Annotated in this window: 22 protein-coding genes and 1 pseudogene; 15 read left to right on the top strand and 8 right to left on the bottom strand. The window is 51.9% G+C overall.

All coding sequences use genetic code 11. The annotated features are described in order from the left end of the window. Positions 1–27: 27 nt before the first annotated feature. Positions 28–1,452, bottom strand: a complete 1,425-nt coding sequence (locus DWZ82_RS11225; RefSeq protein ID WP_118480901.1) for an extracellular solute-binding protein — start codon at positions 1,450–1,452, stop codon at positions 28–30. Between the two features lie 376 nt (positions 1,453–1,828). On the opposite strand from DWZ82_RS11225, the gene DWZ82_RS11220 reads away from it, so the two are divergent. Next, positions 1,829–2,359: a DUF5662 family protein gene (locus DWZ82_RS11220; protein WP_110435976.1), complete on the top strand. Its 531-nt coding sequence runs from the start codon at positions 1,829–1,831 to the stop codon at positions 2,357–2,359. 281 nt (positions 2,360–2,640) lie between these two features. On the opposite strand, the gene DWZ82_RS11215 is transcribed toward DWZ82_RS11220, so the two are convergent. The 7 genes from DWZ82_RS11215 to DWZ82_RS11185 form a co-directional block, all read right to left on the bottom strand. Continuing rightward, positions 2,641–3,657, bottom strand: a complete 1,017-nt coding sequence (locus DWZ82_RS11215; RefSeq protein WP_118480899.1) for a sugar ABC transporter substrate-binding protein — start codon at positions 3,655–3,657, stop codon at positions 2,641–2,643. A gap of 79 nt (positions 3,658–3,736) precedes the next feature. Further along, complete coding sequence (locus DWZ82_RS11210) at positions 3,737–4,681, bottom strand: sugar phosphate isomerase/epimerase family protein (RefSeq protein ID WP_118480897.1); 945 nt, start codon at positions 4,679–4,681, stop codon at positions 3,737–3,739. 96 nt (positions 4,682–4,777) lie between these two features. Continuing rightward, positions 4,778–5,785, bottom strand: a complete 1,008-nt coding sequence (locus DWZ82_RS11205) for a Gfo/Idh/MocA family protein (protein ID WP_118480895.1) — start codon at positions 5,783–5,785, stop codon at positions 4,778–4,780. 218 nt (positions 5,786–6,003) lie between these two features. After that, positions 6,004–7,038 (bottom strand): LacI family DNA-binding transcriptional regulator, encoded by a 1,035-nt coding sequence (locus DWZ82_RS11200; RefSeq protein ID WP_118480893.1) that lies wholly within the window; start codon positions 7,036–7,038, stop codon positions 6,004–6,006. A gap of 501 nt (positions 7,039–7,539) precedes the next feature. After that, positions 7,540–8,913, bottom strand: a complete 1,374-nt coding sequence (locus DWZ82_RS11195) for a YARHG domain-containing protein (protein ID WP_118480994.1) — start codon at positions 8,911–8,913, stop codon at positions 7,540–7,542. A gap of 3 nt (positions 8,914–8,916) precedes the next feature. Next, positions 8,917–9,249: a DUF2085 domain-containing protein gene (locus tag DWZ82_RS16120; protein ID WP_367575343.1), complete on the bottom strand. Its 333-nt coding sequence runs from the start codon at positions 9,247–9,249 to the stop codon at positions 8,917–8,919. 7 nt (positions 9,250–9,256) lie between these two features. Continuing rightward, on the bottom strand, positions 9,257–9,946 hold the full coding sequence (locus DWZ82_RS11185) for a hypothetical protein (protein WP_118480889.1): 690 nt from the start codon (positions 9,944–9,946) through the stop codon (positions 9,257–9,259). 146 nt (positions 9,947–10,092) lie between these two features. Between DWZ82_RS11185 and DWZ82_RS11180 the strand changes: the two genes are divergently transcribed. The 14 genes and pseudogenes from DWZ82_RS11180 to DWZ82_RS11110 form a co-directional block, all read left to right on the top strand. Then, complete coding sequence (locus DWZ82_RS11180; RefSeq protein ID WP_118480887.1) at positions 10,093–10,458, top strand: helix-turn-helix domain-containing protein; 366 nt, start codon at positions 10,093–10,095, stop codon at positions 10,456–10,458. Positions 10,459–10,764: 306 nt separating this feature from the next. Continuing rightward, positions 10,765–11,328: a type II CRISPR RNA-guided endonuclease Cas9 gene (gene cas9, locus DWZ82_RS11175; protein WP_118480885.1), complete on the top strand. Its 564-nt coding sequence runs from the start codon at positions 10,765–10,767 to the stop codon at positions 11,326–11,328. A 158-nt stretch (positions 11,329–11,486) separates the two neighbouring features. Continuing rightward, positions 11,487–12,866, top strand: a complete 1,380-nt coding sequence (locus tag DWZ82_RS11165; protein ID WP_118480883.1) for a ParB/RepB/Spo0J family partition protein — start codon at positions 11,487–11,489, stop codon at positions 12,864–12,866. 309 nt (positions 12,867–13,175) lie between these two features. Then, on the top strand, positions 13,176–13,532 hold the full coding sequence (locus tag DWZ82_RS11160; protein WP_009901612.1) for a DUF7768 domain-containing protein: 357 nt from the start codon (positions 13,176–13,178) through the stop codon (positions 13,530–13,532). Beyond that, on the top strand, positions 13,519–13,794 hold the full coding sequence (locus DWZ82_RS11155) for a DNA cytosine methyltransferase (protein ID WP_199667484.1): 276 nt from the start codon (positions 13,519–13,521) through the stop codon (positions 13,792–13,794). Before DWZ82_RS11160 ends, DWZ82_RS11155 begins: the two co-directional genes overlap by 14 nt. Before the next feature lie 107 nt (positions 13,795–13,901). Further along, positions 13,902–15,503 (top strand): site-specific integrase, encoded by a 1,602-nt coding sequence (locus DWZ82_RS11150; protein ID WP_118480881.1) that lies wholly within the window; start codon positions 13,902–13,904, stop codon positions 15,501–15,503. A 1-nt stretch (position 15,504) separates the two neighbouring features. After that, a complete protein-coding gene (locus tag DWZ82_RS11145) occupies positions 15,505–16,473 on the top strand; it encodes a tyrosine-type recombinase/integrase (RefSeq protein WP_118480879.1) in 969 nt (322 codons plus the stop codon). Further along, a complete protein-coding gene (locus DWZ82_RS11140; protein ID WP_118480877.1) occupies positions 16,466–17,491 on the top strand; it encodes a tyrosine-type recombinase/integrase in 1,026 nt (341 codons plus the stop codon). Before DWZ82_RS11145 ends, DWZ82_RS11140 begins: the two co-directional genes overlap by 8 nt. A 665-nt stretch (positions 17,492–18,156) precedes the next feature. Further along, the gene (locus tag DWZ82_RS16115) at positions 18,157–18,498 is read left to right on the top strand and encodes a DNA cytosine methyltransferase (RefSeq protein WP_227359021.1); all 342 of its coding nucleotides are present in this window, start codon (positions 18,157–18,159) and stop codon (positions 18,496–18,498) included. A gap of 4 nt (positions 18,499–18,502) precedes the next feature. Then, the gene (locus DWZ82_RS11130; RefSeq protein WP_117567937.1) at positions 18,503–19,216 is read left to right on the top strand and encodes an antirestriction protein ArdA; all 714 of its coding nucleotides are present in this window, start codon (positions 18,503–18,505) and stop codon (positions 19,214–19,216) included. Between the two features lie 14 nt (positions 19,217–19,230). Further along, positions 19,231–20,280, top strand: coding sequence for a hypothetical protein (locus DWZ82_RS11125; RefSeq protein WP_118480873.1), 1,050 nt, complete (start codon positions 19,231–19,233; stop codon positions 20,278–20,280). A gap of 91 nt (positions 20,281–20,371) precedes the next feature. Continuing rightward, positions 20,372–20,842, top strand: coding sequence for a PcfB family protein (locus tag DWZ82_RS11120; RefSeq protein WP_118480871.1), 471 nt, complete (start codon positions 20,372–20,374; stop codon positions 20,840–20,842). Continuing rightward, positions 20,839–22,662 (top strand): VirD4-like conjugal transfer protein, CD1115 family, encoded by a 1,824-nt coding sequence (locus tag DWZ82_RS11115; RefSeq protein ID WP_118480869.1) that lies wholly within the window; start codon positions 20,839–20,841, stop codon positions 22,660–22,662. Before DWZ82_RS11120 ends, DWZ82_RS11115 begins: the two co-directional genes overlap by 4 nt. An 89-nt stretch (positions 22,663–22,751) precedes the next feature. Continuing rightward, a pseudogene (locus tag DWZ82_RS11110) lies at positions 22,752–22,904 on the top strand (Maff2 family mobile element protein); the annotation flags it as partial. Positions 22,905–22,930 lie beyond the last annotated feature (26 nt).

The raw sequence follows: 22,930 nt of genomic DNA, 5'->3' as shown, positions 1-22,930 counted from the left end.
CAAACCTGATCTCTCGAGCTGTTTCTCTTATCCTTCGTATGCCTGAAGCTGCGCCAGCGTATCCCGATACCAGTTGTCAAAATATGCATCTGTCAGGAATTCCGCTTCGGCCTGCTCCGCGCTCTGTCCGGCTGCAATACGCTGTTTCACCGTGTCGCGGTCTGCCACAGCAAGATCACTCATCGCGTATTCCAGCACCTTGCGCGCGTTCTTGCCGCCCTCGAAGGCGCGGGTAGTGTACAGCTTATTCTCGTTTACCGTCTTGACCGCCATCTGCAGAACGGACTTGACCTCGGGTGTCATAGCAACCTCGCTGTCAGCCAGCGTTTCTTCTTTATTCGCTTCCCGGGTGACCGGCAGATAACCCGAGCCAATCGAGAACTGAATGTTGTTCTCCGGTGCGGTGAAATACTTGAGGAAGGTTACGCTCGCCTTGATCTCCGCCTCATCACCCTTGGTAACAACCATGCCCGCTCCCTGCTGCACTGAAACCGGTTCACAGCCCGCAAAATGCGGATTCGGCAGCACTTTCAGCTCGATCGAATGGCTGTCGTCATCACTGGTCATTACGCTGTCCGGAAAGAAGGTCGCGCTCGAGCTAGAGCCGACATAGGACAGGATCGTACCGGTTTTGATGTCATCGCTGCGGAAATGGCCGTTTGCCTCAAAATAGCCCTTGATAAACGGCACGTAGTAGTTGTCCCACAGCTTACGAATAACATTTTTATCAAAATCAAGCGTCATTTTGCCGTTCTGTACGTCAAAAATTGTGCAGCCAAGCTCCTTTGCACCGATGAGCAGATAGTTTGCCATCGCATCTCTGCCAAACAGAGCACGGCCGTCATCCGGCGCCTCGGTCTGTGCGTCCGTCCAGTTATAGTATTTCTCGGCTGCTGCGGTCAATCCCTCAACCGTCGCAAGATCGTCATAGGTCGTGCCGGTCGCCTGCGAAAACGCCTGCCAGTCGGTATCGTTCAGGTAGAGCACCTCGGTAGCCTTTGCGGTCGGAAAAATCTTGATGCTGCCATCACCGTCAAAGTCACCCTCGGTGAGATAGCCTTCGATGTACTCGCTTTTTTCGCTTTCGGTCAGGTAGTCGTTCAGGTCCACGACCATGCCCTGCTGATCGAGCGCATAGGCGGTATCCGCATAGCCGGAGAAGATATTCGGCAGTTCTTCCGCACCGACCTTGCCTTCTGCAGCGTTCAGCACGTTAGTCTCCAGATCATTTACACTGCCCTGACTGGCGCTTTCCACCGTGATCCCCTGCTCTTTGCCGACCGTATCGTTGAAATTCTGCACCATCCGGTTAAATGCTTCGAGCTGCTCACCGTTATAGTAGTTCCAGATTGTGATCGTCACCGGCTCCTTTTCCGCACCGCAGCCGCCGCATGTCAGCGCCAGCATGACCGCAGCCGCCGTTCCGGCGATCAGCCGCTTGTATACCTTCATAGTTTCCTCTTTTCCTCATGATAGTATGTAAACAAATTCATCCGATTCTATGTATTTTCCCATATGCACGGAATTTTTCTTTTTCCATTCCTATAAGGCAACACCGCACAATTAAAGCAGCGTGCACCGCGCGTAAAGAGCGCGGAAATTTTACGCGGGCATACTGCCGCATGGCAAATGAAATTGATAATGGTATTTGTGTGCTGTATGCATGCACCTGCTGCAGTATCTGTCTGAACTGCTATAGTTTATCACAATGCGCAAAAAACGTAAAGCGCGAGTTCCCTGTGACACACATTGCACCTTGTTTTTTGCTTTTCTTTTTCCGCACAGCATGGTAGAATACTATCAGTCCGAAAAAAGGAGGGCGCATGCCATGAAATGGCTTTCACATCTGCGCACGGTGCAGCACCATCGTTTTCTGGTTCTCCGGCACTGCTGGCGCGTTGGATTATACTGGCAGGGACTGACGCACGATTTGAGCAAGTTCAGTCCGGTGGAGTTTTCCGCCGGTGCAAAATATTATCAGGGCAACCGCAGCCCGAACGAGATCGAACGCCGCGAAAAGGGCTACAGCGCAGCATGGCTGCATCATAAGGGCCGGAATAAGCATCATCTGGAGTACTGGATCGACTACGCCGCCGACGGCTCCGGTATGTGCGGCATGAAAATGCCCATTCAATATGTAATAGAGATGTTCTGTGACCGCGTAGCCGCCAGCAAGACCTATCGCGGTGCTGCCTACCGCGACAGCGATCCGTATGATTACTATGCACACTCGGTCGATCACTATATCATCCATCCGGATACCGCCGCCGCGCTGGAATCCCTGCTGCGTATTCTGCGCGACGAGGGCGAAGAAAGGGCGTTTGCGGCTGCACGAAAACTGCTTAAAACGGGATATTGAGCAAAAAGGAATCAGCCGACCGGCTGATTCCTTTTTTATAATATGATGTGCGGCCGCAAAAGTATCCACAGGCTGTGGATACTTTTTGTTTGTGTCCGCTTTGCAAGCAAAGAACCGAAACAGCGCACAGAACCTTCGTTCCGTGCGCTGTGTGTTTCAGCATTATCACCCTTGGGCAAATACCGCCGCCCGAGGCGGTACGATTGGGAACGTTGGAGCGTCAGACCCGACCGTTTTTCCAAAGGAAAAAGAGATTTAACAGCGTGCAGCCGGTCTGCGAATTACTCCCACAGACCCTTAGCCTTCATGTCGTCGATGTACTCATCGCAGTTGGTGGAGTCAACGACCTTGGAACCGGAATCAATAAAGGAATCAACCTGTTCGCCTTCCAGCGCCTTTACCGCAGCTTCCACTGCCTTATAGCCCATGTCGTAGCCGAGCTGGGCGATATCCATGCCGAGCGTACCGTCCTTGATGGCGGAGATAGCGGAGGTATTGCCGTCAAAGCCGCACACGATGGTGTCAGCATACTTGGCGTTGCCGGAGTCCTTGATGATCTTAACAACGCTCATTGCCATGTCATCGTTGGAGGAAAGAACAACATCAATGCCGTCCGGATACATCTGCATAACGGATTCCATTGCGGTTGCAGCCTTCTCAGCCAGACCGTCGCAGTACTGCACCTCAATGACCTCGCCGCCGGCTTCCTCAACGCCTTCCTTGTAGCCGGCCAGACGTGCTTCGTGCGTCTCGTCGCCCTGTACGCCGGTAACGATAAGGACAGTCGGCTTGTCAACACCGTTCGCCTTGGCGGCTTCTACGGCTGCCGTGCCGCCGCTCTTGGCAGCGTCCTTGTTGCCGGTGCCGACAAACGCGAGCTTCTTGTCCGAGGTAAAGTCGGTATCGAGTGCGATTACAACCTTATCGGTGTTCGCAACCAGCGTGGAAGCAGAATTCGACTGCAGCGGAGCCAGTACCAGCGCGTCAATGCTCGGGTTGCCGAGCGAGGTCTCGATCATGTTGACCTGCTCATCGTAGGACGTTGCCGACGTCGGAGACTGGATATCTACGTTTACGTTGTCGTGCTCATCGGCGTATGCCTTTGCACCTGCCATAACCTTGTTGAAGTGGCCGTCGGTCAGCTTTACGATAACCGAGATGTTGTATGCGTTACCGCTGCTGCCGCTGTCTGCGGAGGAGCCGCCGTTGTCGCTCGCAGAGGTGCCGCTGCCGCAGCCCGCCAGCATACCTGCGCACAGTGCGCTTGCCAGAGTCATCGCTAACAGTCTCTTTTTCATGATAATTGTCCTTTCTTTCCTCTCGTTTTTCTCTTCAGGGGTCCCTCTTTTTTATTCAATAGCGCCGAAGCGTTACTTTTTACAGATCGCAGGGCATTGCTTCCTTGAGTACGGTGGTGGACTTTTTCAGTCCGGTCAGTGCCGGCATAGTCAGATCCTCCATCTCCTGGCTGATCGGGCCGTCATAGCCCTCCATGCTCAGGCAGGACAGGAATTCCTTCCACCAGCTGACATCATGGCCGTGGCCGAGCGCAACATAGTTCCAGGTGCGCTTTGCGAACTGGTCGATGGTCTTGGTGTCGAGTACGCCGTCCGGACCGATATAGTTGCGTTCGATGCGGACGTCCTTGGCGTGTACATGGTAAATGCGGTCCGCGCCGAGCTTATGAACAGCCGTTACCGGATCGCCGCCCATCCACATCAGATGGCTCGGATCTAGGTTCATGCCGACCATCGGGCCGACTGCGTCACGCAGACGAATGAGCGTTTCCGGATTGTAGACCATCTGACAGCCGTGATTCTCGAGTGCGATCTTCTCGATGCCGTTGGTCTTTGCCAACTCGACGGTTTTCTTCCAGTACGGAATGAGCACCTCTTCCCACTGCCAGTTGAGAATCTTGGTGGTGATCGGCGGCCAGCTCGTTACGATCCAGTTCGGGGTGTGATCCTCCGCCGAACCGCCGGGGCAGCCGCTCATCATAACGATTTTCTTGACGCCGAGCAGACCTGCCAGCTTAAAGGTCTTTTCGACTACCTCATGATGCAGCTTGCCCTCCTCGTTCGGTGCGAGCTGGTTGCCCGAGCAGTTGAGCACCTCAAGCACCAGTCCGCGCTTTGCGATAGCGTCCATAAAGCTTTTGCGGGTTTGCTCGCTCTCAAGCATGGCATCGAGGTCAATATGCGGCGCTTTGGACCAGTTGCCGCAGGCGATTTCGATGGACTCGTAGCCGAGCTCCGCAACGGTATCAAGCATTTCTTCAAACGGCATGTAGCCGAGACAGTCGGTATTTAAGCAGAATCTCATTTTGCATATCCTTTCAGAGTGGTCTTCGCTCGTGCCACGGCGTCCGATGCACCGCGGCACGCGAAAGAGAAGTAGAAAATAAAAAGAGAAGATAAGTTATTTCTTATAGAAGTCCGGCATTGCGTCATACTTGATTTCAACAACGGACTGGGTGTCACGCGCCTTGGAAGCGGCCTTTGCAGTTACCTGTGCGGTATAGCCGTCCCACGCGGACGGACCGTCTACGCGGCCCTCCTTGCAAGCGTTGATCCAGGACTGGAATTCGATGTTGTATGCTTCCGGAAAGCGCTCGGACCAGTCGTGGCAGATGGGCGTTACGCGGGAATCGTTGGTGCGGATCATGGCGTTTGCCGGCTCGGGCAGGTTGATGCAGCCCTCCTCGCAGACGACCTCGCAGCGGACGTCATAGCCGTAGCGGCAGTTTACGAAGGATTCTACATCAATGCGCACGCCGGATTCGGTGGTCAGATACATGATCTGCGGGTCGCGCAGCTCGCCTTCCGCGTTGCGGGTAGTCTTGGGGAATACGACCTCGGCAGTCTTGTAGTTTTCACCGAGCAGCCAGCGCAGAACGTCGATTTCGTGGATCATGGAGTTCTCAACCGGCATAGAGGTGGTAAAGCCCGGTGCGTCATAGTTGCGGTGTACGCAGTGCAGCATGAGCGGCAGGCCGTACTTGCCGGAATCGATAGCTTTCTTAAGCTGATTGTAGCCCGGGTCATAGCGGCGCATGAAGCCGACCTGAACCAGCTGCTTGCCGGCGGCCATCTCGGCCTCTACGATGCGCTTGCAGGCATCCGCCTCGGGTGCGAGCGGCTTTTCGCAGAATACATACTTGCCGGCCTTGATTGCCGCCATGACGTACTGCTCGTGAAACGGATCGAGCGTGGTAACAACAACGGCGTCGATTTCGTCCGAAGCGATCATCTCCTCGCCGCTCTCCCAAGCCTTGATGGCGTACTTCTCGGCAACCGACTTGCAGAAATCAACATTTGCGTCCGCGCAGCCGACTACCTTTGCACCCTGCAGGGTGTTGTTGATACGCTCAATGTGCGTGCGGCCGATTGCGCCCGTGCCTACCAGACCGATTTTCAGTTCTTCCATGATATTTCCTCCTCAAGTATGTCATTTCTTCTCATTTATGCAATTTTTTCTTTACGAGTACGTACTCGTAATTCTCTATAAAAAATATCTGCTGTTATTTAGCAAATATCTTTTGACGGGATTTTATGTTTTTATCGCTGTATCAGCCGATTTTTCGATTTACGAGGACGTACTCGTAAATCTCTACAAAAAAATATCTGCGGGATTCGCAAATATTTTTATGAAAAACATTCCTTAACCAGAATACGGATGTCGGTAAAAATACGGTCGATCACGGGTTTTCTACCGAATACGAGCTGATCCATGATCAGCTTGACCGGAAGCGCGCCCTGCTCGTCTTTTTCACCGCCGAGTGTCCAATCTACAACGCCCTGTCGCATCAGCTCTACGATTTCGGGATAATCCTCGTAGCAAAGCACACGAACATCGTTCGCACGACCGGTTTCGATCAGCGCCCTGCCGACCTGTGCTACGCCGCCGCAGGTAATGTAAATTCCGCGCAGATTCGGCTGTTCTGCTAACAGCTGCACCGTTTTTTCATAGGTAATCTGCGGATTTTCGAAGCTCTCCACGCGCGATACGATCTCAATCTGCGGATACTCCACTTTCAGAAAATCCGTAAATCCCTGTTCACGCATCTGCACATAGTAGTTGTTGTTTTCTGTCTCAATCGCACTCGAAATGATGGCAATCTTGCCGTTTCCGTTTAGAAACTGCCCCATCAGCCGACCGGCAATGCGGCTGGCTCTTGCGCTGTCAATGCTGACACAGCAGGTACGGCGCGAACCGTCGATATCCGAATCGGTGGTGATAACAGGAATACCTACATTAGCCGCCCGGTTAATCGCTCGACGCACACAATCTGCGTTGATCGGACTGAGGATGATGCCGTCGGACTGCTCGTTGATGGCCTTGTCGATATACTCGCTCTGCCTCTTGGCTTCCTGGAACCCGGTAACTGCATAGCTGACTTCAATATCGAAACCAGTCTGCTCTTTTACACCGCGTTCGATACCTTTTTTCAGGTACGGCAGTGCATCCACCTGCACCAGAATGGCAGAAATGCGGTACACCTTGCCTTGACGCTGCAGCACACGGCCGCTCGGATTGGGCGTATAGCTCAACTCGTTAATAATGGCCTGCACTCTTGCGCGAACCTCATCGCTGACACCTACACGGTGATGTACGACCTTATCGACCGTTGACGGATGAACGCCGGCACGCTCGGCGATTTCCTTCATGGTAACTCCCATGCCGAACGACACCTCACTTTCATCGGCATAACAGTGCTTTATTGGTTAACGTGTACGTCCTCGTTATTTTACGAGTACGTCCTCGTTATCTGACGATGTTATTGTAGCGCGATAAGCACGCAGCTGTCAACTGTTTTTTACGAAGTTTTTGAAGTTTCATCTTTTTCATAAAAGCCATGCTATGTTTTTGGTGTTTTACAACAAATGCTGTCACGATTGCTGGCAAGAAAATTTAAGTCGTTCTAAAAGTTATCATTTTCCATCTATAAATGCAAAAAGCTGCACTTTTCGTAATAAAAAGTGCAGCTTTCATGGCGGAGACAGAGAGATTTGAAAAGCAAAGTTTTGATTTTTTGCATCTTTTTCTGTGTTATTCCGTCTTATTCAGTTCATCATCCCGTTTTTTGAGTACATATAGCACATACAGTTTCGGTTGTTTTTATCGTGATTGCTGTCACGTTGCTGTCAGCCCGAGCGGTTTCCCGCTCGGGCTTTTGGCTTTTATACCGGTCTAAACACACCGCCGTCCAGACGGCCGATTACCCATGCGTCAGAGCCGTTGACCTCTACAATATATTCGGCCTCCCATTCATACTCACCAATCTTTGCACAGACCAGATATTCGTTCTCTGCATACGGTTCAACATAATCAAAACCCGTACAGTAATCGCCTTGGCTCTCCACATAGCTGCTGACCGCACCCTGCGCCAACTTTGTCGGCGAAACATCCTGCTCGGCCCAGCCCATCTTCTGCTCATATGCAGAAATAGTATCAACGTTCGCCTTTTCTACATCGTTCAAGCCACTGCCATCATACGACGAATTCGGTGTGTACCACGATTTAGCCGCAAAGTAATTCTGGATTTCCTGCGTCTGGAATACATAGCCGTGACGAGCAAAAATCTCGTTGCGGGCCAGCAGCGCCGTCTTTTGATTCCAGCCTGCCATATCGTCCTCGGTGATGTACTGCCGATCACTCGGAAAAATGTAATCAGCCGACGAAGCATCCGCAGTCGATGCCGGTTCTACTGCTGTCGTATCAGCAGTGTCTTGCTGTGCATAGTCGTTCATATCCAGATAACCATAAGCATCCAGCAGCCACGAAACCGAGGTTTCCAGTGCGTCCTCACCAAACAGCGTGCAAAGCTGTGCGCGATCACCCGTATAGTTTGCTGCCGCACCATACAACACTGCAGAACCGGAGATCTGATCCAGCTGATCAATAAAGACTTTCATCTTCTCTGCGCTGTCAAGTTCTGTTTCATGCTTTGTGGTGTAGGCCATAAAGTATAGGCTGTTTAACTCTGCCGGAAGGTCGCTTGCCTTTTCAATCGTTACATTCGGATCAACAAATGCAGAAATCTTGAACACCTGCTCATCCAGCATTTTGAACTGAATCGTTGTGTCGCCCACGGTTTCATCCGTATACTTTACTTCAACAATCTGCTGACCATCATCGTTCTCTCCGCCGTCCCACTCGGCTGTGCAGTCCAGCAGATCTTCATAGTAGCTGCCGAGCAATTCCTGCACCGTCATATCGGTAAATTCACCGAGATAGCCGTTTTGCACCGTTTCGATATAAGTATCTGTACTGGTCGTGCCTGTATCACCACCAGACGTACCAATCATCACTGCAATCAAAATCAGTACAACCGCCACAATACCGCCGATGATAAACTTCTTTTTACCGCCCTTTTTCGATGGTACCGGCGCTCCCTGTGGTGGTATTACATTCTCATGAACGTTTTCTATGCTTGCAGCAGCTTCCACCGTCTTTGTGTCCTCTTGAACTGCCTCTACGCCCAGCGGAGAGCCGCATTTCGGACAAAATGTTTTCTTCTCCTTAATTTCCGTACCGCAATTTGGACAGAACATCTTTTACCAACTCCTTAGCATTAAATTTTTTACGAATAACAGCAACGTTATCGCCATAGAGCAGATACCATATCCCGCTAAAACGCCTGTTGCAAATCTTCTTCGATTGGTAGACACCTGCCACTCCCATAGCTGAGTTAAACCGTCTATCACCAGTGGGATACAGCAAACGGCATACACGCTCACGTTCTTTCTGCAAACCGTATACGCTGGCACAGCGAGAATATATCCAACCAGAACACCTGTACAACGGGCACACAGCGGAAACTTCCTGCCTTTCCAGTAAAAGCTCCTATCTGCGCGTTGATGACAGCCTGCTCGATGGCCGACTGCCATCAGCCATTCATACACCATTTTCTTCATCACGAGCCTTTTTCAGTTTACTCAAATACTCTTGATATTTCTTTGCATTTTCGACTGCTTCGTTTAACTCGGTTAAGGCTGGTGATAGCTTTATGTAATACGGCGGCATCATGCACATTACTCCAATCACCATTGCAGCAAGAAACCAGATAATTATCGTAATCAGTTCGTCCATATCAATAGCCAGAAATGCTATAAAGCCCATCAATGCAATGATGATTCCTCTCCCAATCATCCGGAATGTATTCTGTACCTTACACGCCGGGTACTCTTGCAAAAATGCCTGCTTATCCGCTTTCAGGCGAGCTTTCAAAGCCTTATAGCGGTTTTCAGCTTCTATCACTTCGTTGTCGATATTCTGGAGTATTACTGGATTCGCTGCCGACAGCAATGCTTTTCGCCTGGCTTTTGCATTAAGTTCTTGTTGAATTTTCTCCTGCCGAGCCTTTTCCGCTGCTTTCGCAGTCCCCGCTTGAAACTTTTTACCGCAGGAATGGCACACCCAGTAATCATCGGTAAATCCCGGACTTGCTCCGCACAGGCCGCACAATATGCCGATCGGCCCGAAAATCATCATACCGCAGCAGGCATCTGTAAACGATCCGCTGCTGCCAGAATGATGAACAGCCACATACTGCGTATTTTCCGAACCGCACTTTGGACACTTCACGCGATCCCCTCCCCTTTTCTTTCTTATGCACAGTATATCATTTCCAGCCTCATTTGTAAATGATATAACAATTATTATTTATTAGTGTATATATCAATTTGCCGATTGGAACAACTACCTCTATGATGGTATGAGAGGTGTTGCCAATGACTGATATTTCGGCCGCAATCGGCAAACGAATCCGGCTTTTCCGCAACGCACAGGGCATCAGCTTGGAAGAATTATCTTTCAAAGCCGATCTGAACGCTGCACACTTGGGACAAATCGAACGCGGTCTGCGCAATCCGACGATTGAAACGCTGAACCGTATCGCCACTGCGTTGGACATATCGTTTTATGAACTGATCGGCTCGGTCGAGGAAGTCCCGCAGAAACAACCGGAAACCAATGAGATCAAACGGAAAATCGACGCACAGTTGTCCTCCATGACTTTGGACGAGCAGAAGGATATACTGCGCATCATTCGCATATTCCGCCGCCGTTTTGATGAAGAAAACAAAAAGACTGACTGATATACTTATGTGGTATCAGTCAGTCTTTTATATTTTGTAGTTTATACACATTGTAAAATATTGCTATTTGATGCCCATTGTGGTAATATTAAACCAATAAAAGTTAAATTGTCGCAAAATAATTGGACAAAATACAAAGAGATCTCCTAAGAGATCTCTTGTTCCACACACTGTGGAGCCGCATACACGGCGCTTGCGCTAAAAGCTTATTTGAACTTGTAGTGTAATACCTAATGGTAGTAAATCATTGGTACATCGTTATTATCCACCAAAACCACCAATTTGTCAATCAGGGAGATAAAGAAAATGAAAGAAAAAACACAGATTCCTTATTATCTCGGAATAGATGCCGGCAGCAGTTCTGTCAGCTGGGCCGTTACAGATACCATGTATCATGTTCTAAAATGTAAAGGGAAAGCCATGTGGGGTGTTCGTCTGTTCCCCGATGCATCAACTGCTGCAGAGCGCCGTACTCATCGTGCTGCAAGGCGTCGCTTGCAGCGCAGAAAACAACGTCTTGATATTTTAGAAATGCTCTTTGCTCCTGCATTAAATGAAGAGGATCCTCAATTTTTAGCCCGTATGCATGAGAGTGATTTATGGCAGGAAGATAAAAGTATAAATTCTAAATATTCTCTATTCTCCGATTCCAATTTTAATGACTGCGATTATCACGCCCAGTATCCAACCACATATCATCTTCGCAGTGAATTAGCACATTCCACAGATTCGTATGATGTCCGTCTTGTCTATCTTGCACTACATCATTTGATGAAATCACGGGGACATTTCCTCTACGAAATATCGGAAACATCGGACAATGACTCATCTTTAAGGGATAAGTTGCAACGGTGTACAAAGGGAACATAATAAAAAACTTAATAATGGACTGCCAATCTTACACAAAGTACCGCCCAAACGAGACTACGGGCGGTATTTTTGTATCATGGCGGAGAAAGGAGGAACTTCCCACGGGGGCTTGACTGAAAAGTTGAGCCCCTTTTTTCATGCCAAAAAACAGGAGGTAAATGCTTATGGCAGATGATAAAACCACAAAAACGCCGGAACAGCCAGTAACGGATACCGGATCGGGCAAAGAAACACCGCCTACTCCCCCAAAAGAGCCGGAGAAGGTTTCCGTTTCCCCGGAGCCGGAAAAAAAGACGGAACCGGAGGTAAAGAACCCGCAGGTTTCCGTCTATAACTTCGCTGAAATTATGAAGGAAAAGAATGTCGAGGAACGGGCGGCAGCTCCCAGCGAGGAAAAGCCTGTCCCGGCAAAAACGGAAAAACCGGAAAAGCAGCCGGAGGCTCCGAAGAAAGCGGAGGAAAAACCCAAAGAGCCGGAACAGCTGAAGCGCCGGGGCCGTCCCCCGAAAGCAGATAAGGACAAGGACGCAGCCCCGAAGTCCAAAGCTCCCGCACAGAAACCGGAAAAGGAGGTCAAAAAGGAACCGGAGAAAAAAACGGCTCCAACGGTGCAGACCGCTCCCACTCCGAAGGAACCCGAAAAGCCGAAGGATGCACCACGCCGGGGCAAGGAGCAGATCGTCTATATCAAGCTGAACGAGCTCTACGCCTTCAAGAACCATCCCTTTGAAGTCCGGGATGATGAAGAAATGCGGGCTATGGTGTCCAGCGTTAAGGACAAGGGCGTGACCCAGCCCGCTATTGTCCGTCCCCGTGAGGATGGCGGCTATGAGATCGTGTCCGGTCACCGCCGCCAGAAAGCCAGCGAGCTTGCCGGATATGCGGATATGCCCTGTATCGTCCGAAACCTGACAGACGATGAAGCCATCACCCAGATGGTCGAGGACAATCTCAACCAGCGTGAAGAAATCCTCCCCAGTGAGCGGGCCAAAGCCTTGAAAATGCAGCTTGAGGCTATCAAGCACCAGGGCTCCCGCACTTCGGGCCAGATTGACCCGAAGGACGCAGGCAAACGCTCCAACGAGATCGTGGCCGAGCGGAACAAGATGGCGGTCAAGCAGGTGCAGCGATATATCCGTCTCAATGAGCTGGTTCCCGACCTGATGAAGCTGATGGATGAAAAAAAGCTGGGCTTTACTACGGCGGTGGAGCTTTCCTATATCGGCAAGAAGAACCAGAACTATATCGCCGTCGCCATTGACAGCCAGCAGTCCTCGCCTTCACAGGCGCAGGCAAAGCGTATGCGTGAGTTGGACGAAAAGAAGCTACTCAACGGGGATGTGATCGACGGCATTATGATGGAGGACAAAAAGGAGGTAGACAAAGTGATTTTGACAGGTGCGGAACTGAGCAAGTATTTCGGCAAGGAAACTACGCCGAGGGAAATGAAGGATCAGATCATCAAGCTGCTGGACGACTGGAAGGGACAGCAGAAGGAACACGAAAAGCCGGAGAAGAAAAACGAACAGGAAAAGTAAGCCTAAACTTCGGGTCAGCATGGCCCGAGGATTGCGGGGCTCTGCCCCGCGCCCCGAAGCTCTGGAGATATAAATTATTCCCCGTCGCCAGTTATTCCGTAGCATAGCCGGGAAAATCAGTCAAGGGCAGCGCCGCCGCAGGCGGTGCCAGAGGCACCCTTGACGGATTTCTCCCGGTTATGCTTTTTCCCGGTCAAGCGACGGGGATATAAATTCTCCAGAGCCGTTCCCCTTCCCGGGGGAAGGGGCGGAGGGGTTGGGCGAACTCTTGCTTTTCCCTAAACCAAAACAGAAATGGAGGCTCAACCAATGAAACGACCTTTAGCGTACCTGACCGCCGCATGGAGCGGCGAGCCGGATGTTGATATGGAACTGGCGGCCCACTACTGCCGTCTTGCTTATGAGGCGGGCTTTTCCCCGATATGCCCGCTCTTGTATCTGCCGCTGTTTTTGAATGACAGCGTTCCCGAGGAACACAAGGCCGGGATTGATATGCGCCGGGATATGCTGCGGCGCTCCCACACCCTGATCGTCTGCGGCAGCGTTGTGGACGAGGATGTGAAAAACGATATTGCAGTTGCCGGACGGCTGGGCATTGCGGCGACCACGCTGGAAGGGGTGCTTGCCGTGAAGGGACACGGCACCCCGGGCCATGCCGGACATTAAGCTGGGGAGCCTTTTTGACGGGATCGGCGTGTTCCCTCTGGCTGCTTCCCGGTGCGGTATCCGTCCGGTATGGGCCAGCGAGATTGAGAAAGCGCCCATCTCCATAACCAAAAGGCACTTTCCCGATATGGCGCATTTGGGAGACATTACAAAGGTGGACGGCGGGAAAATCCCGCCGGTCCATGTGATAACCTTCGGCTCTCCCTGTCAGAATTATGCCGAAGAAATAGTTATTCCGAAGTTGCTGCATCAAGTCCCATAAATCCTGGACTTTCCACAAAAACATCGGAATAACAAAAGCGTCCGCCAAACCTGTATAATGAGAGCGCAGGCAACACAGCCTGCCATCAAAGATACAGGAGGAGGACTATGGAAACGATTGATTTGGTTGCAACCGCTACGCAAATATTGGAACTTTTATCTGACCAAGGTATAAGCGGCAAAAGTCTGCACGCATATACCCACACCGGCATTGGCTGCGTCATCCGCCACTTTCAAGCAAAAGGTATTCTTTGCGCAGCCCCTGAAATGTTAGATGCATTTTTACTTGAACAGCGTGAATTTTTTGATCAAGGGGCATTTTCGGTCTGGAAGTGGAGACTGCTCCGCAGGGGATGCGAACTCTTAAAACATTGTGCAGAAAAAGGCTCAGTGGATCTGACGCCGTTGTCCCCTTGGATGCCTGCATTGCGGCGACCACGACAAAGCATCTGGAAGGACACACCAACTCCAGAGCAGCTTGCGGATTTGGATAACATTTACGCGCTGGTCTGGAGAACCAACAGCGCGATTTTGGAACTTGGCCTTACTGACGCAACAGTTGGCCATTACAGGAACGAAGGTCTGGCGATCATCTTGAATCGACACTATGAATCTGGGACAGATCGATTTTCGGGAGAAATTTTGGATCAGATCGTTGCAGAGAAACGGATTCAATATGAGTACGGGCAAATTGGCAGAGGCTCATATCAAAACTTGCGCAAGGCTGCGTATTGGATACAGGAGATGCACCAGACAGGTCATATTACTTTGGCGAAGGTTCCAAACTGGGGGCAACGGGAACTTGTTGAGCCGTTCAACTCACTTTTAAGAGAATTTTGTACACACACCAAACAAAGCGAAAGCATGGCTGAGACTACACGCAATGTCGCCAGGAGCGCTATACGTCGGTTCTTGTTTGAAATGGAGGATCATGGGTTCCGCTCTTTGGCGGATTTCACTCTGATAAATGTAAATGGGTGTGTTACCAGTTTTGCAGCGCATTACGCCGGTGGACTTGGTTCAGCAATTTCTTCTGTGCGGCTGTTTCTGAGATTTTTATTTGAACGTAACTTGACAATCACTGACCTGAGTCAGTCTCTGCCGGAACTTATGGCAACCCGAAAAATGTTCCATGAGGGCTTTACTGAGGATGAACTGGAATATCTGCTGGAACATCCGGACAGGACTACGGCCATTGGGAAACGGGATTATGCCATGATGGTACTGGCTGCGCAGAGCGGTCTGAGGGCCTGTGACGTTGTTCGGCTGGAACTGGGTAGCATTGATTGGAGGGCGAGGGAAATTCGGCTGGTTCAACACAAAACTGGTGAACCGCTGTCCCTTCCACTGCAAGCAGAAAGCGGGAACGCGATTGCGGATTATATTCTCAATGGCCGCCCGGATTCCGCGCTTCCGAATATCTTCCTGTGCCATACGGGAGTGATCCGCCCGCTTGACGCGCGTTCTGCCAGCGGGGTTGTTTCCAAGCACATGAAGCTGGCAGGAATTCCGGCGAAACGTCGTGCCTTTCACGCGCTTCGCCGGACATTTGGGACAAGACTGCTCCAGAATGAGGTATCCTTTGAACTGATCCAGCAGCTTCTCGGCCACAGGGATATGGACTCTATGAAGCTGTATCTGTCTATTGACGAGCAAGGACTGAAGCAGTGTGCGTTGCCCCTGCTCTCCCACAGAAAGGCGGGGGGCTGAAATGACGTACACCTTTGAGAGCTGCTTTGCTGCCCGAATCGAGGACTTTATCGCGCAGAAAAACGCATTGGGGTTTGGTTATCTGGAATCCTCTCGCCTTCTGCGGGACTTTGACCGCTTTTGCATGACGCATTTTCCTGAAGAAAACTTTCTGACCGAGGAGCTTTGCCTGGCTTGGGCTACGAAAAAGAATACAGAGGGCAACAATACCTTCCGCAACCGCATGATGCCGGTGCGCGAGTTTGCCAGATACCTGAATCGCAACGGTGAGGCCGCCTACGTTCTGCCGCCGGATATTGCCAGGAAAGATGCTCCTTACGCTCCGTACATCTATACCGAGGACGACATCCTGACAATTTGGGATGTTTTCGACCATTTGAAACCGAGAGGCGGTTTCCCGGTACGGCAATATGTGATCCCGGCTATGGTAAAGCTGATGTATTGCTGCGGTCTGCGTCCGGCTGAGGCCAGAAAGCTTCGAGTAAGCGATGTAGATTTGGAAATTGGGCGGCTGAACATTATGGAGAGCAAGAAGCACAGGAGCCGCATTGTTATGATGGCAGAAGATGTGACGCAGATGCTCTCAGATTGCAGCGCCATCGTAGCCTCCGTTATGCCAGAACGTGAGCCGTTCTTCCCCAACTCTGAGGGCGGCTTTTACGGAAAGAGGGGGCTGGAGAAGACGTTCCGCCAGGTTTTGAAGAAAGCCGCCATTACAGGAACTGGCCGCCGTTCCCCGCGTCTTTATGATTTTCGTCATACTTTCGCTACCCACAGGCTGTATCGCTGGATGCGTGAGGGCAAAGACCTGAACGCCATGCTGCCCTATCTGAGTGCATACATGGGCCACGCACAGCTCTCGGACACTTACTACTACATCCATCTGGTCCCCGGTTTGCTGGAGGAGATGTCCGGATTCGCGTTTTCTTCTGCTGAAGCGTTCTTGCCGGAGGTAAGGGCCGATGAATGATTTTTTTGATGTGGTTCGGCGTTTCCTTTTGGACTATCTGCCCAAGCAGCGCTGCCTCAGTGAGAATACGATTCTCTCCTACAGACAGACGCTCAATCTTTTTGTAGCTTATATGAGAGATGAGATGGGAATTGGAGCCACCGAATTGACTTTCTCCCGCATTGACCGGGACGCCATTCTCGGTTTCCTGGCCTGGTTGGAAAATGCGCGGAGATGCAGTGTCTCTACCCGCAACCAGCGCTTGATGGCACTGCGGTCTTTTCTGGATTTTGCTGGACAGATTGATTGCACACAAACGGCACTGTACCTTTCCGCCTGCAACATCCCCTCCAAGGAGTCTCATGGGCGGATCGTTGAATTTCTGACCGAACCGTCATTGACTGCACTGCTTCAGCAGCCTGATCCATCCAAGCCCAAAGATTTGCGGAATCTGGTATTCATGATCCTCATGTACGATACCGCAGCCCGGTGCAGTGAACTTCTCGATATGAAAGTTTGTGATCTGCGCCTTGACGCAAAACACCCGATTGCGTATCTGCACGGAAAAGGGCGCAAAATCCGCACAGTCCCACTGCTCAGCAAGACGGTTCAGCATTGCAAGCAATATCTGCGCAAGTTTCATCCGACCGCAGATTACCACAGTGAAGCACCACTTTTCTTCACTGTGATTCATGGGACACAGCAAAAAATGTCTCCCGATACGGTATCTGCGTTCTTTATAAAATACGGAAGCATGGCGAAGCTTGTTTGCCCGGAAGTCCCGGAACACATCCACCCGCATATGATGCGGCACACACGGGCAATGCACTTATACCAGTCTGGAATGCCCATGGTGCTGCTTTCGCAGTATCTTGGCCATGCACAGGTTGAAACTACGATGATCTACGCCCATGCAGACACCGAGATGAAGCGGGCTGCGATTCAAAAGGCCGATGCTGTCCGCAAGGCCAAGCCCGCACCCGATGAAATCTGGGCTGATAACGAGGAGATGATCTTGAAACTGTCTGGGTTGACTTGATTTGAGCACGGATGCTGCTTGACCGTATAGTTTTGTTATTCCGAAGTTTTTGTGGAAAGTTCCGAATTCATGGGACTTGATGCAGCAACTTCAGAATAACTATTCCTTCGGCATAATTTTGGTTATTCCGAATTCGGAATAATCAGAACCTTTCTCTGATCGGCAACCGCTCAGGCCTTGCCGGGGCAAAATCAAGCCTGTTCTATCAGGCGTTTCGTATCATACAGGAAATGAGGGATGCTACTGATAACCTATATCCAGCTATCGCTGTTTGGGAAAACGTCATGGGAGCGTTTTCTACAAATGACCGGATGGACTTTAGAGCCGTCCTATCCGCCTTCTCGGACACCGAAGTTCCAATGCCTCCTTCGGGAAGATGGGGAAACGCCGGAATGGTGCGAGGGGGAACGCCTGATGTGTGCTGGCGGCTCATGGACGCCCAGTATTGGGCAGGCTCCCGAAGGCTGGCACGAAGGCAGCGGATTTTCGTCGTGGCGGATTTTGGAGGCAGACGTGCCGCAGACATACTATTTAAGCCCCGTCCAATGCTCCCACTTCCTCCGCCTTGCGGAGAGGGCGGGTGGGCCACCGCCGAAGGAGATCGAACAGCTTCTTTTGAAACAGGGCGGCAGATACCAGTCATCCACCCCTTTCAGTGCTTCCGTATGCGGGGAGCGGCAAAAAGGCAGGAAGAAACGGCCTTCCGAAACAGCTTCGGATTACCAACTGACCCTTTTCCCACTCTTTTAGCCAGTGATGTAACGCCCTTTGCCTTCTGGTATGAGGGCGACCCGGAGGGCGGCTGCATCCGTTTTCTGACGGAAACGGAAAGCGAACGGCTGATGGGGCTGCCGGAGGGCTGGACAAAGTACGGGGCGGACGGCGTGGAGATCCGGCCTCTGCAACGCTACAAGGCACTGGGAAATGCGATTGCCCTCCCTTGCGCCGATTACATTATGGCCGGGATTTATGAGGTGCTGGCTGACCGGGCTGGAAAGGAGGAATGAGCCCATGTTTGAAGCCTATATAACCAACACCGCCCTGTACCCCTTGATGGGGATCGAGGTAGGGACAACGGTACATTTCCCCATGACGACACAGGAGTTGCAGGCCGCCCTTGCCAAAATCGGGATAGACGGGAAACGGTACAGCGAAGTGTTCTTTACCAGCTTTGACAGTGATGTGCTGGGGCTCTACGATCATCTCTACGAATGTGAGAACATCGACGAGCTGAACGAGCTGGGCCACGCCCTGCTGGAAGTACGGGATAAGGGCGGACTGGAAACCTTTGAAGCCGCTCTTGTCTTGGGAAACCACACAAGGAGCGTGAAGGATTTGATAAACCTGACGCAGAACCTTGACCTTTACCGCTTTTACCCGGATATTTCCGATGATGAAGGGCTGGGTCGTCTTTACGCCGACGAGCTTGGGACTATCGACATACCGGAGCACATTCAGAACTACTTCGATTATGAGGCATACGGGCGGGATGTGCGTATCAACGAGGGCGGCGTATTCGCTCCCGGTGGGTATGTGTCGGCAGTCCCGGAGGGCTTCAAGGAGTATTACCACGGGCCGCAGGACATCCCGCCGGAACACCGGATATTTGCCTATCCTGAAAAGGCCGAGCCTGTCCACTCCATTCTCGCTACACTCAAACGGTTTCAAGAAGCCCCACCCGCTCCGAAAAAGGACAAGGCGGGGCCTTCCCATGAAGAACGGTAGGACTTCGGGCCAGCATGGCCCGAAGCATAAAGGAGGTGCATACCATCAACTATTACCCTATCAATGAAGGAGCCGCCCGCCGGGCAAAAGAAATGAACAGCTTTTCCGACTACAAGGAAGGGAGCGCAACGGCGGAATACCGGGCAATGGTGGACAAGGCCGCCGCCATAGCGGAAAAGCAGAAATCCCGGGTGGACCCCATGTACCATGAGAAGATCGACCATCTGTTAGACACCTACGCCCGCAAGCTGGCCGAAAACATGAACCAGGGCTTTGCCATTGACGCAAGGGTTCCCTCTGTGATGATCGCCGGACCTGCCAATTTCCCGGTGGGAAAGAAGGAAAAACAGAACCGGGCCCGGGACAGCAACATGGAGGATTGGCGGCATATTCAAGGGCTGCTGGATAAGATACGCAGCACCGGCATGGGCGGGATCAGCGCCGATGACCCGGCAGCGATTGAAAAGCTCCAGAAGAAGCTGGACGGGCTGGAACGCTCCCAGCTCATTATGAAGGAGGTCAACGCCTATTACCGCAAGCATGGCAAGCTGGACGGCTGTGCGCTGCTGTCGCCGAACCAGATCGAAAAGCTGAAAGCAAGCATGGCGTCAAGTTGGCGAAGCGACCCGAGGCCCTTTGAAAGTTACCAGCTAACCAACAACAATGCGGAGATCCGCCGGGTAAAGGCCCGTATCGAACAGCTTTCCAAACAGGCGCAGCAGGAATTTTCCGGCTGGGAGTTCGATGGGGGTCGTGTGGAAATGAACCGGGAGGACAACCGCTTGCAGGTGTTCTTTGACGGAAAGCCTGACGCGGACACCCGGGCCGAGCTGAAAAGCAGCGGCTTTCGTTGGGCTCCCAGCGTGGGCGCATGGCAGAGGCAGCTCACGGACAACGCCATCCGGGCGGCTGACCGTCTGGAATGTATCAAGCCACTGTCCGGCGAAAAGCCCTCCCAACTTCAAAAGAAGCCCTCTATCTTGCAGACCATGCGGGAACAGGACGAAAAAGTCCAGACGGAGCCGGAAAAGAAAGCTCCGTCCGGCAGAGATGCCGAGCGGTAAGCCTCGGGCCACATTGGCCCGAGGTTTTCTGTTCCCCGAGATTGTACGGGGGCCTCCCGGATAGCGGGAACCCCGACGGAAAGGAGGTTTTATGCAGGAAGAAGTAAACCAAAAAACGGTTGCCCTTTCGATCAGGACAACGAAGCTCACAGGAAAAGTGCTGGCTGCCGCTCTTGGAAAGGTGGCGCGGGCGGTGCAAAAGCACCACCGGAAGGCGCTGACCCCGCAGGGACGCCAGAGCGTAAAAAAGCTGATGAACCACTATGGCGGCAAAAGCGCTATGCCCTATGTGGGAGCCCCAAAGGATTTTGACCGGATTGCGAAGGAGTTCCATGTGGACTACGCTTTCCATAAAGTGAGCCCCGGTCATTACCTGCTGTTTTTCAAAGCCAATCAGGCGGACGTTATCACAGCGGCCTTCCAGAAGTACAGCGCAAAGGTGCTGAACAAAGAGCAGGACAAGGCTTCCATCCTCGGCCAGCTTCGGAAATTCACGGAGCAGATCAGGACACAGGCAAAGGAAAAGCAGCGAACCAGAGAGGCGGTGAAGGACGGACGTTGAGTGACAAGATCAGAAAATATGTGCTCCCAAACCTGCCGTACCTCTTTGTGTTCTGGTTCTTCTCCAAAATCGGGACGGCCTACCGGATCGCCCCCGGCACAGACTTCGGGACAAAGCTCGTGGGGATGCTTGATACCTTCCCCAAAGCCTTTGAAACCTACTGGCCGGGGCTGGGCGGTATTGACCTGCTGGTGGGCCTTGCCGGTGCGGCTGGGGTGTATCTGCTGATACAGTCAAAGATCAGGCAGGCGAAAAAATTCCGGCGGGATGCGGAGTACGGCACCGCCCGCTTTGGAACAAAGGAGGATATAAAGCTGTTTGTTGACCCTAAATTTCAGAACAATGTCATTCTGACCGGGACGGAGTTCCTTACCATGAACACCCGCCCGAAGATTCCCGCCAATGCCCGGAACCTAAACGCCTGTGTCATCGGCTCGTCCGGCTCGGGAAAGACAAGGTTCTGGCTGACCCCGCAGCTCCTTCAAGCCCATTCCTCGTATGTGGTGGTAGACCCGAAGGGCGGCACCCTCGACCAGTGCGGGCGGTTTCTGCAACGGGAGAAATACAGGGTGCGGGTGTTCAACAGTATCGACTTTTCAAAATCCATGCATTACAATCCGCTGGCCTATATCAAGACGGAAAGCGATGTTTTGAAATTCGTTACCGCCCTGATCGCCAACACCAAAGGCGACGGCAAGGAGGGCGACGAGTTCTGGACTAAAGCTGAAACCCTCTTGTACTGCGCCCTTGTGGCCTACATCGTCTTTGAGGGGCCGGAGGAAGAACGCAACATGAATACGCTGGTGGAAATGATAAACAGCATGGAAGTCCGGGAGGATGACGAAACCTTCAAAAATGCGGTGGACTATATGTTTGACGGGTTGGAACGTCGCAGCCCCCAGCACTTCGCCGTGAGGCAGTATAAGAAATACAAGCTCGCCAGCGGCAAGACAGCCAAAAGCATCTTGATTTCCTGCGGTGCAAGACTGGCTCCCTTTGATATTCCCCAGCTTCGGGAGATCATGTCTTATGACGAACTGGAGCTGGATAAGCTGGGGGATGAAAAATCAGCGCTGTTCTTTCTTATCAGCGACACGGACACCACCTACAACTTTTTGGTTGCCCTCGCTTTTTCGCAGATGTTCAACCTTCTGTGTGAACGGGCTGATAACACCTATGGCGGGCGTCTGCCCTACCATGTGCGGGTGCTATGGGACGAGGCTGCCAACACCGGACAGGTGCCGGGGCTGGAAAAAATCGTGGCTGTCATCCGCTCCCGTGAGATCAGCCTGACGCTTTTTTATCAGGCAATGAGCCAGTGCAAGGCATTGTACAAAGACCATTCCGAAACCATCATGGGAAACATGGACAGTATCGTGTTCCTCGGAGGCCGGGAGGCTTCCACCCTAAAGGATATTTCGGAAAACTGGCTGGGCAAGGCCACCATTTCCATGCAGACCGAGGGTCGCAGCCGTGGACAGTCTGAAAGTTACAGCCAGAATATGCAGCGGCTTGGCCGGGAGCTGATGACCACCAGCGAGATCACCACCATGCCCGGAGATAAATGTATCTTGCAGCTTCGGGGGCTCCCGCCTTTCCTGTCCCCGAAGTATGACTTGAAAAAGCACCCGAATTACAAGTACACAGCCGAATTTGATAAAAAGAAAAACGCCTTCCGCTTGGAAAGCCTGTTCCGCCACCGGCCATTGAGACTAAAGCCGGAGGACGAATACACGGTGTACGAAGTGGACGGCTCCGACACGGACGAAGAAGCTGACCTGTTGAATTTCGATGATCTGGACAGCGACGAGTTTGTGTAACTTCGGGCCATGATGACCCGAAGCGCCGCCGATGTGGGCGGCTTTTTTTGTACCCAAAACCATCAAACAAACAAAATGGAGGAACGTATATGGAATTTTTCAATCAGGCAATCGACATTCTTAAAATTCTGGTCATGGCTCTTGGCGCTGGTCTGGCGGTATGGGGCGTCATCAACCTTCTGGAAGGTTACGGGTCGGATAACCCTGCGGCAAAGTCGCAGGGCATTAAGCAGTTCATGGCTAATTAAAGGGAACAAAAAAGAAAGGA

The sequence above is a fragment of the Butyricicoccus sp. AF35-5AC genome, assembly GCF_003477715.1.
Classification (GTDB): Bacteria; Bacillota; Clostridia; order Oscillospirales; family Butyricicoccaceae; genus Agathobaculum; species Agathobaculum butyriciproducens.
Note: the sequence above shows the minus strand (reverse complement) of the source record. Positions and strands in the feature narration are given on the sequence as shown.

Excerpts from the sequence above, each read along its gene's own strand:
- DWZ82_RS11125 (WP_118480873.1), top strand. The coding sequence starts at position 19,231 with ATGGCCCGAAGCATAAAGGAGGTGCATACCATCAACTATTACCCTATC.
- DWZ82_RS11165 (WP_118480883.1), top strand. The coding sequence starts at position 11,487 with ATGCTTATGGCAGATGATAAAACCACAAAAACGCCGGAACAGCCAGTA.
- DWZ82_RS11215 (WP_118480899.1), bottom strand. The coding sequence starts at position 3,657 with ATGAAAAAGAGACTGTTAGCGATGACTCTGGCAAGCGCACTGTGCGCA.
- DWZ82_RS11160 (WP_009901612.1), top strand. The coding sequence starts at position 13,176 with ATGAAACGACCTTTAGCGTACCTGACCGCCGCATGGAGCGGCGAGCCG.
- DWZ82_RS11225 (WP_118480901.1), bottom strand. The coding sequence starts at position 1,452 with ATGAAGGTATACAAGCGGCTGATCGCCGGAACGGCGGCTGCGGTCATG.
- DWZ82_RS11220 (WP_110435976.1), top strand. The coding sequence starts at position 1,829 with ATGAAATGGCTTTCACATCTGCGCACGGTGCAGCACCATCGTTTTCTG.
- DWZ82_RS11180 (WP_118480887.1), top strand. The coding sequence starts at position 10,093 with ATGACTGATATTTCGGCCGCAATCGGCAAACGAATCCGGCTTTTCCGC.
- DWZ82_RS11210 (WP_118480897.1), bottom strand. The coding sequence starts at position 4,681 with ATGAGATTCTGCTTAAATACCGACTGTCTCGGCTACATGCCGTTTGAA.
- DWZ82_RS11120 (WP_118480871.1), top strand. The coding sequence starts at position 20,372 with ATGCAGGAAGAAGTAAACCAAAAAACGGTTGCCCTTTCGATCAGGACA.
- DWZ82_RS11155 (WP_199667484.1), top strand. The coding sequence starts at position 13,519 with ATGCCGGACATTAAGCTGGGGAGCCTTTTTGACGGGATCGGCGTGTTC.
- DWZ82_RS11140 (WP_118480877.1), top strand. The coding sequence starts at position 16,466 with ATGAATGATTTTTTTGATGTGGTTCGGCGTTTCCTTTTGGACTATCTG.
- DWZ82_RS11205 (WP_118480895.1), bottom strand. The coding sequence starts at position 5,785 with ATGGAAGAACTGAAAATCGGTCTGGTAGGCACGGGCGCAATCGGCCGC.
- cas9 (WP_118480885.1), top strand. The coding sequence starts at position 10,765 with ATGAAAGAAAAAACACAGATTCCTTATTATCTCGGAATAGATGCCGGC.
- DWZ82_RS11145 (WP_118480879.1), top strand. The coding sequence starts at position 15,505 with ATGACGTACACCTTTGAGAGCTGCTTTGCTGCCCGAATCGAGGACTTT.
- DWZ82_RS16120 (WP_367575343.1), bottom strand. The coding sequence starts at position 9,249 with ATGGCAGTCGGCCATCGAGCAGGCTGTCATCAACGCGCAGATAGGAGC.
- DWZ82_RS11195 (WP_118480994.1), bottom strand. The coding sequence starts at position 8,913 with ATGTTCTGTCCAAATTGCGGTACGGAAATTAAGGAGAAGAAAACATTT.
- DWZ82_RS11200 (WP_118480893.1), bottom strand. The coding sequence starts at position 7,038 with ATGGGAGTTACCATGAAGGAAATCGCCGAGCGTGCCGGCGTTCATCCG.
- DWZ82_RS11150 (WP_118480881.1), top strand. The coding sequence starts at position 13,902 with ATGGAAACGATTGATTTGGTTGCAACCGCTACGCAAATATTGGAACTT.
- DWZ82_RS11130 (WP_117567937.1), top strand. The coding sequence starts at position 18,503 with ATGTTTGAAGCCTATATAACCAACACCGCCCTGTACCCCTTGATGGGG.
- DWZ82_RS16115 (WP_227359021.1), top strand. The coding sequence starts at position 18,157 with ATGCGGGGAGCGGCAAAAAGGCAGGAAGAAACGGCCTTCCGAAACAGC.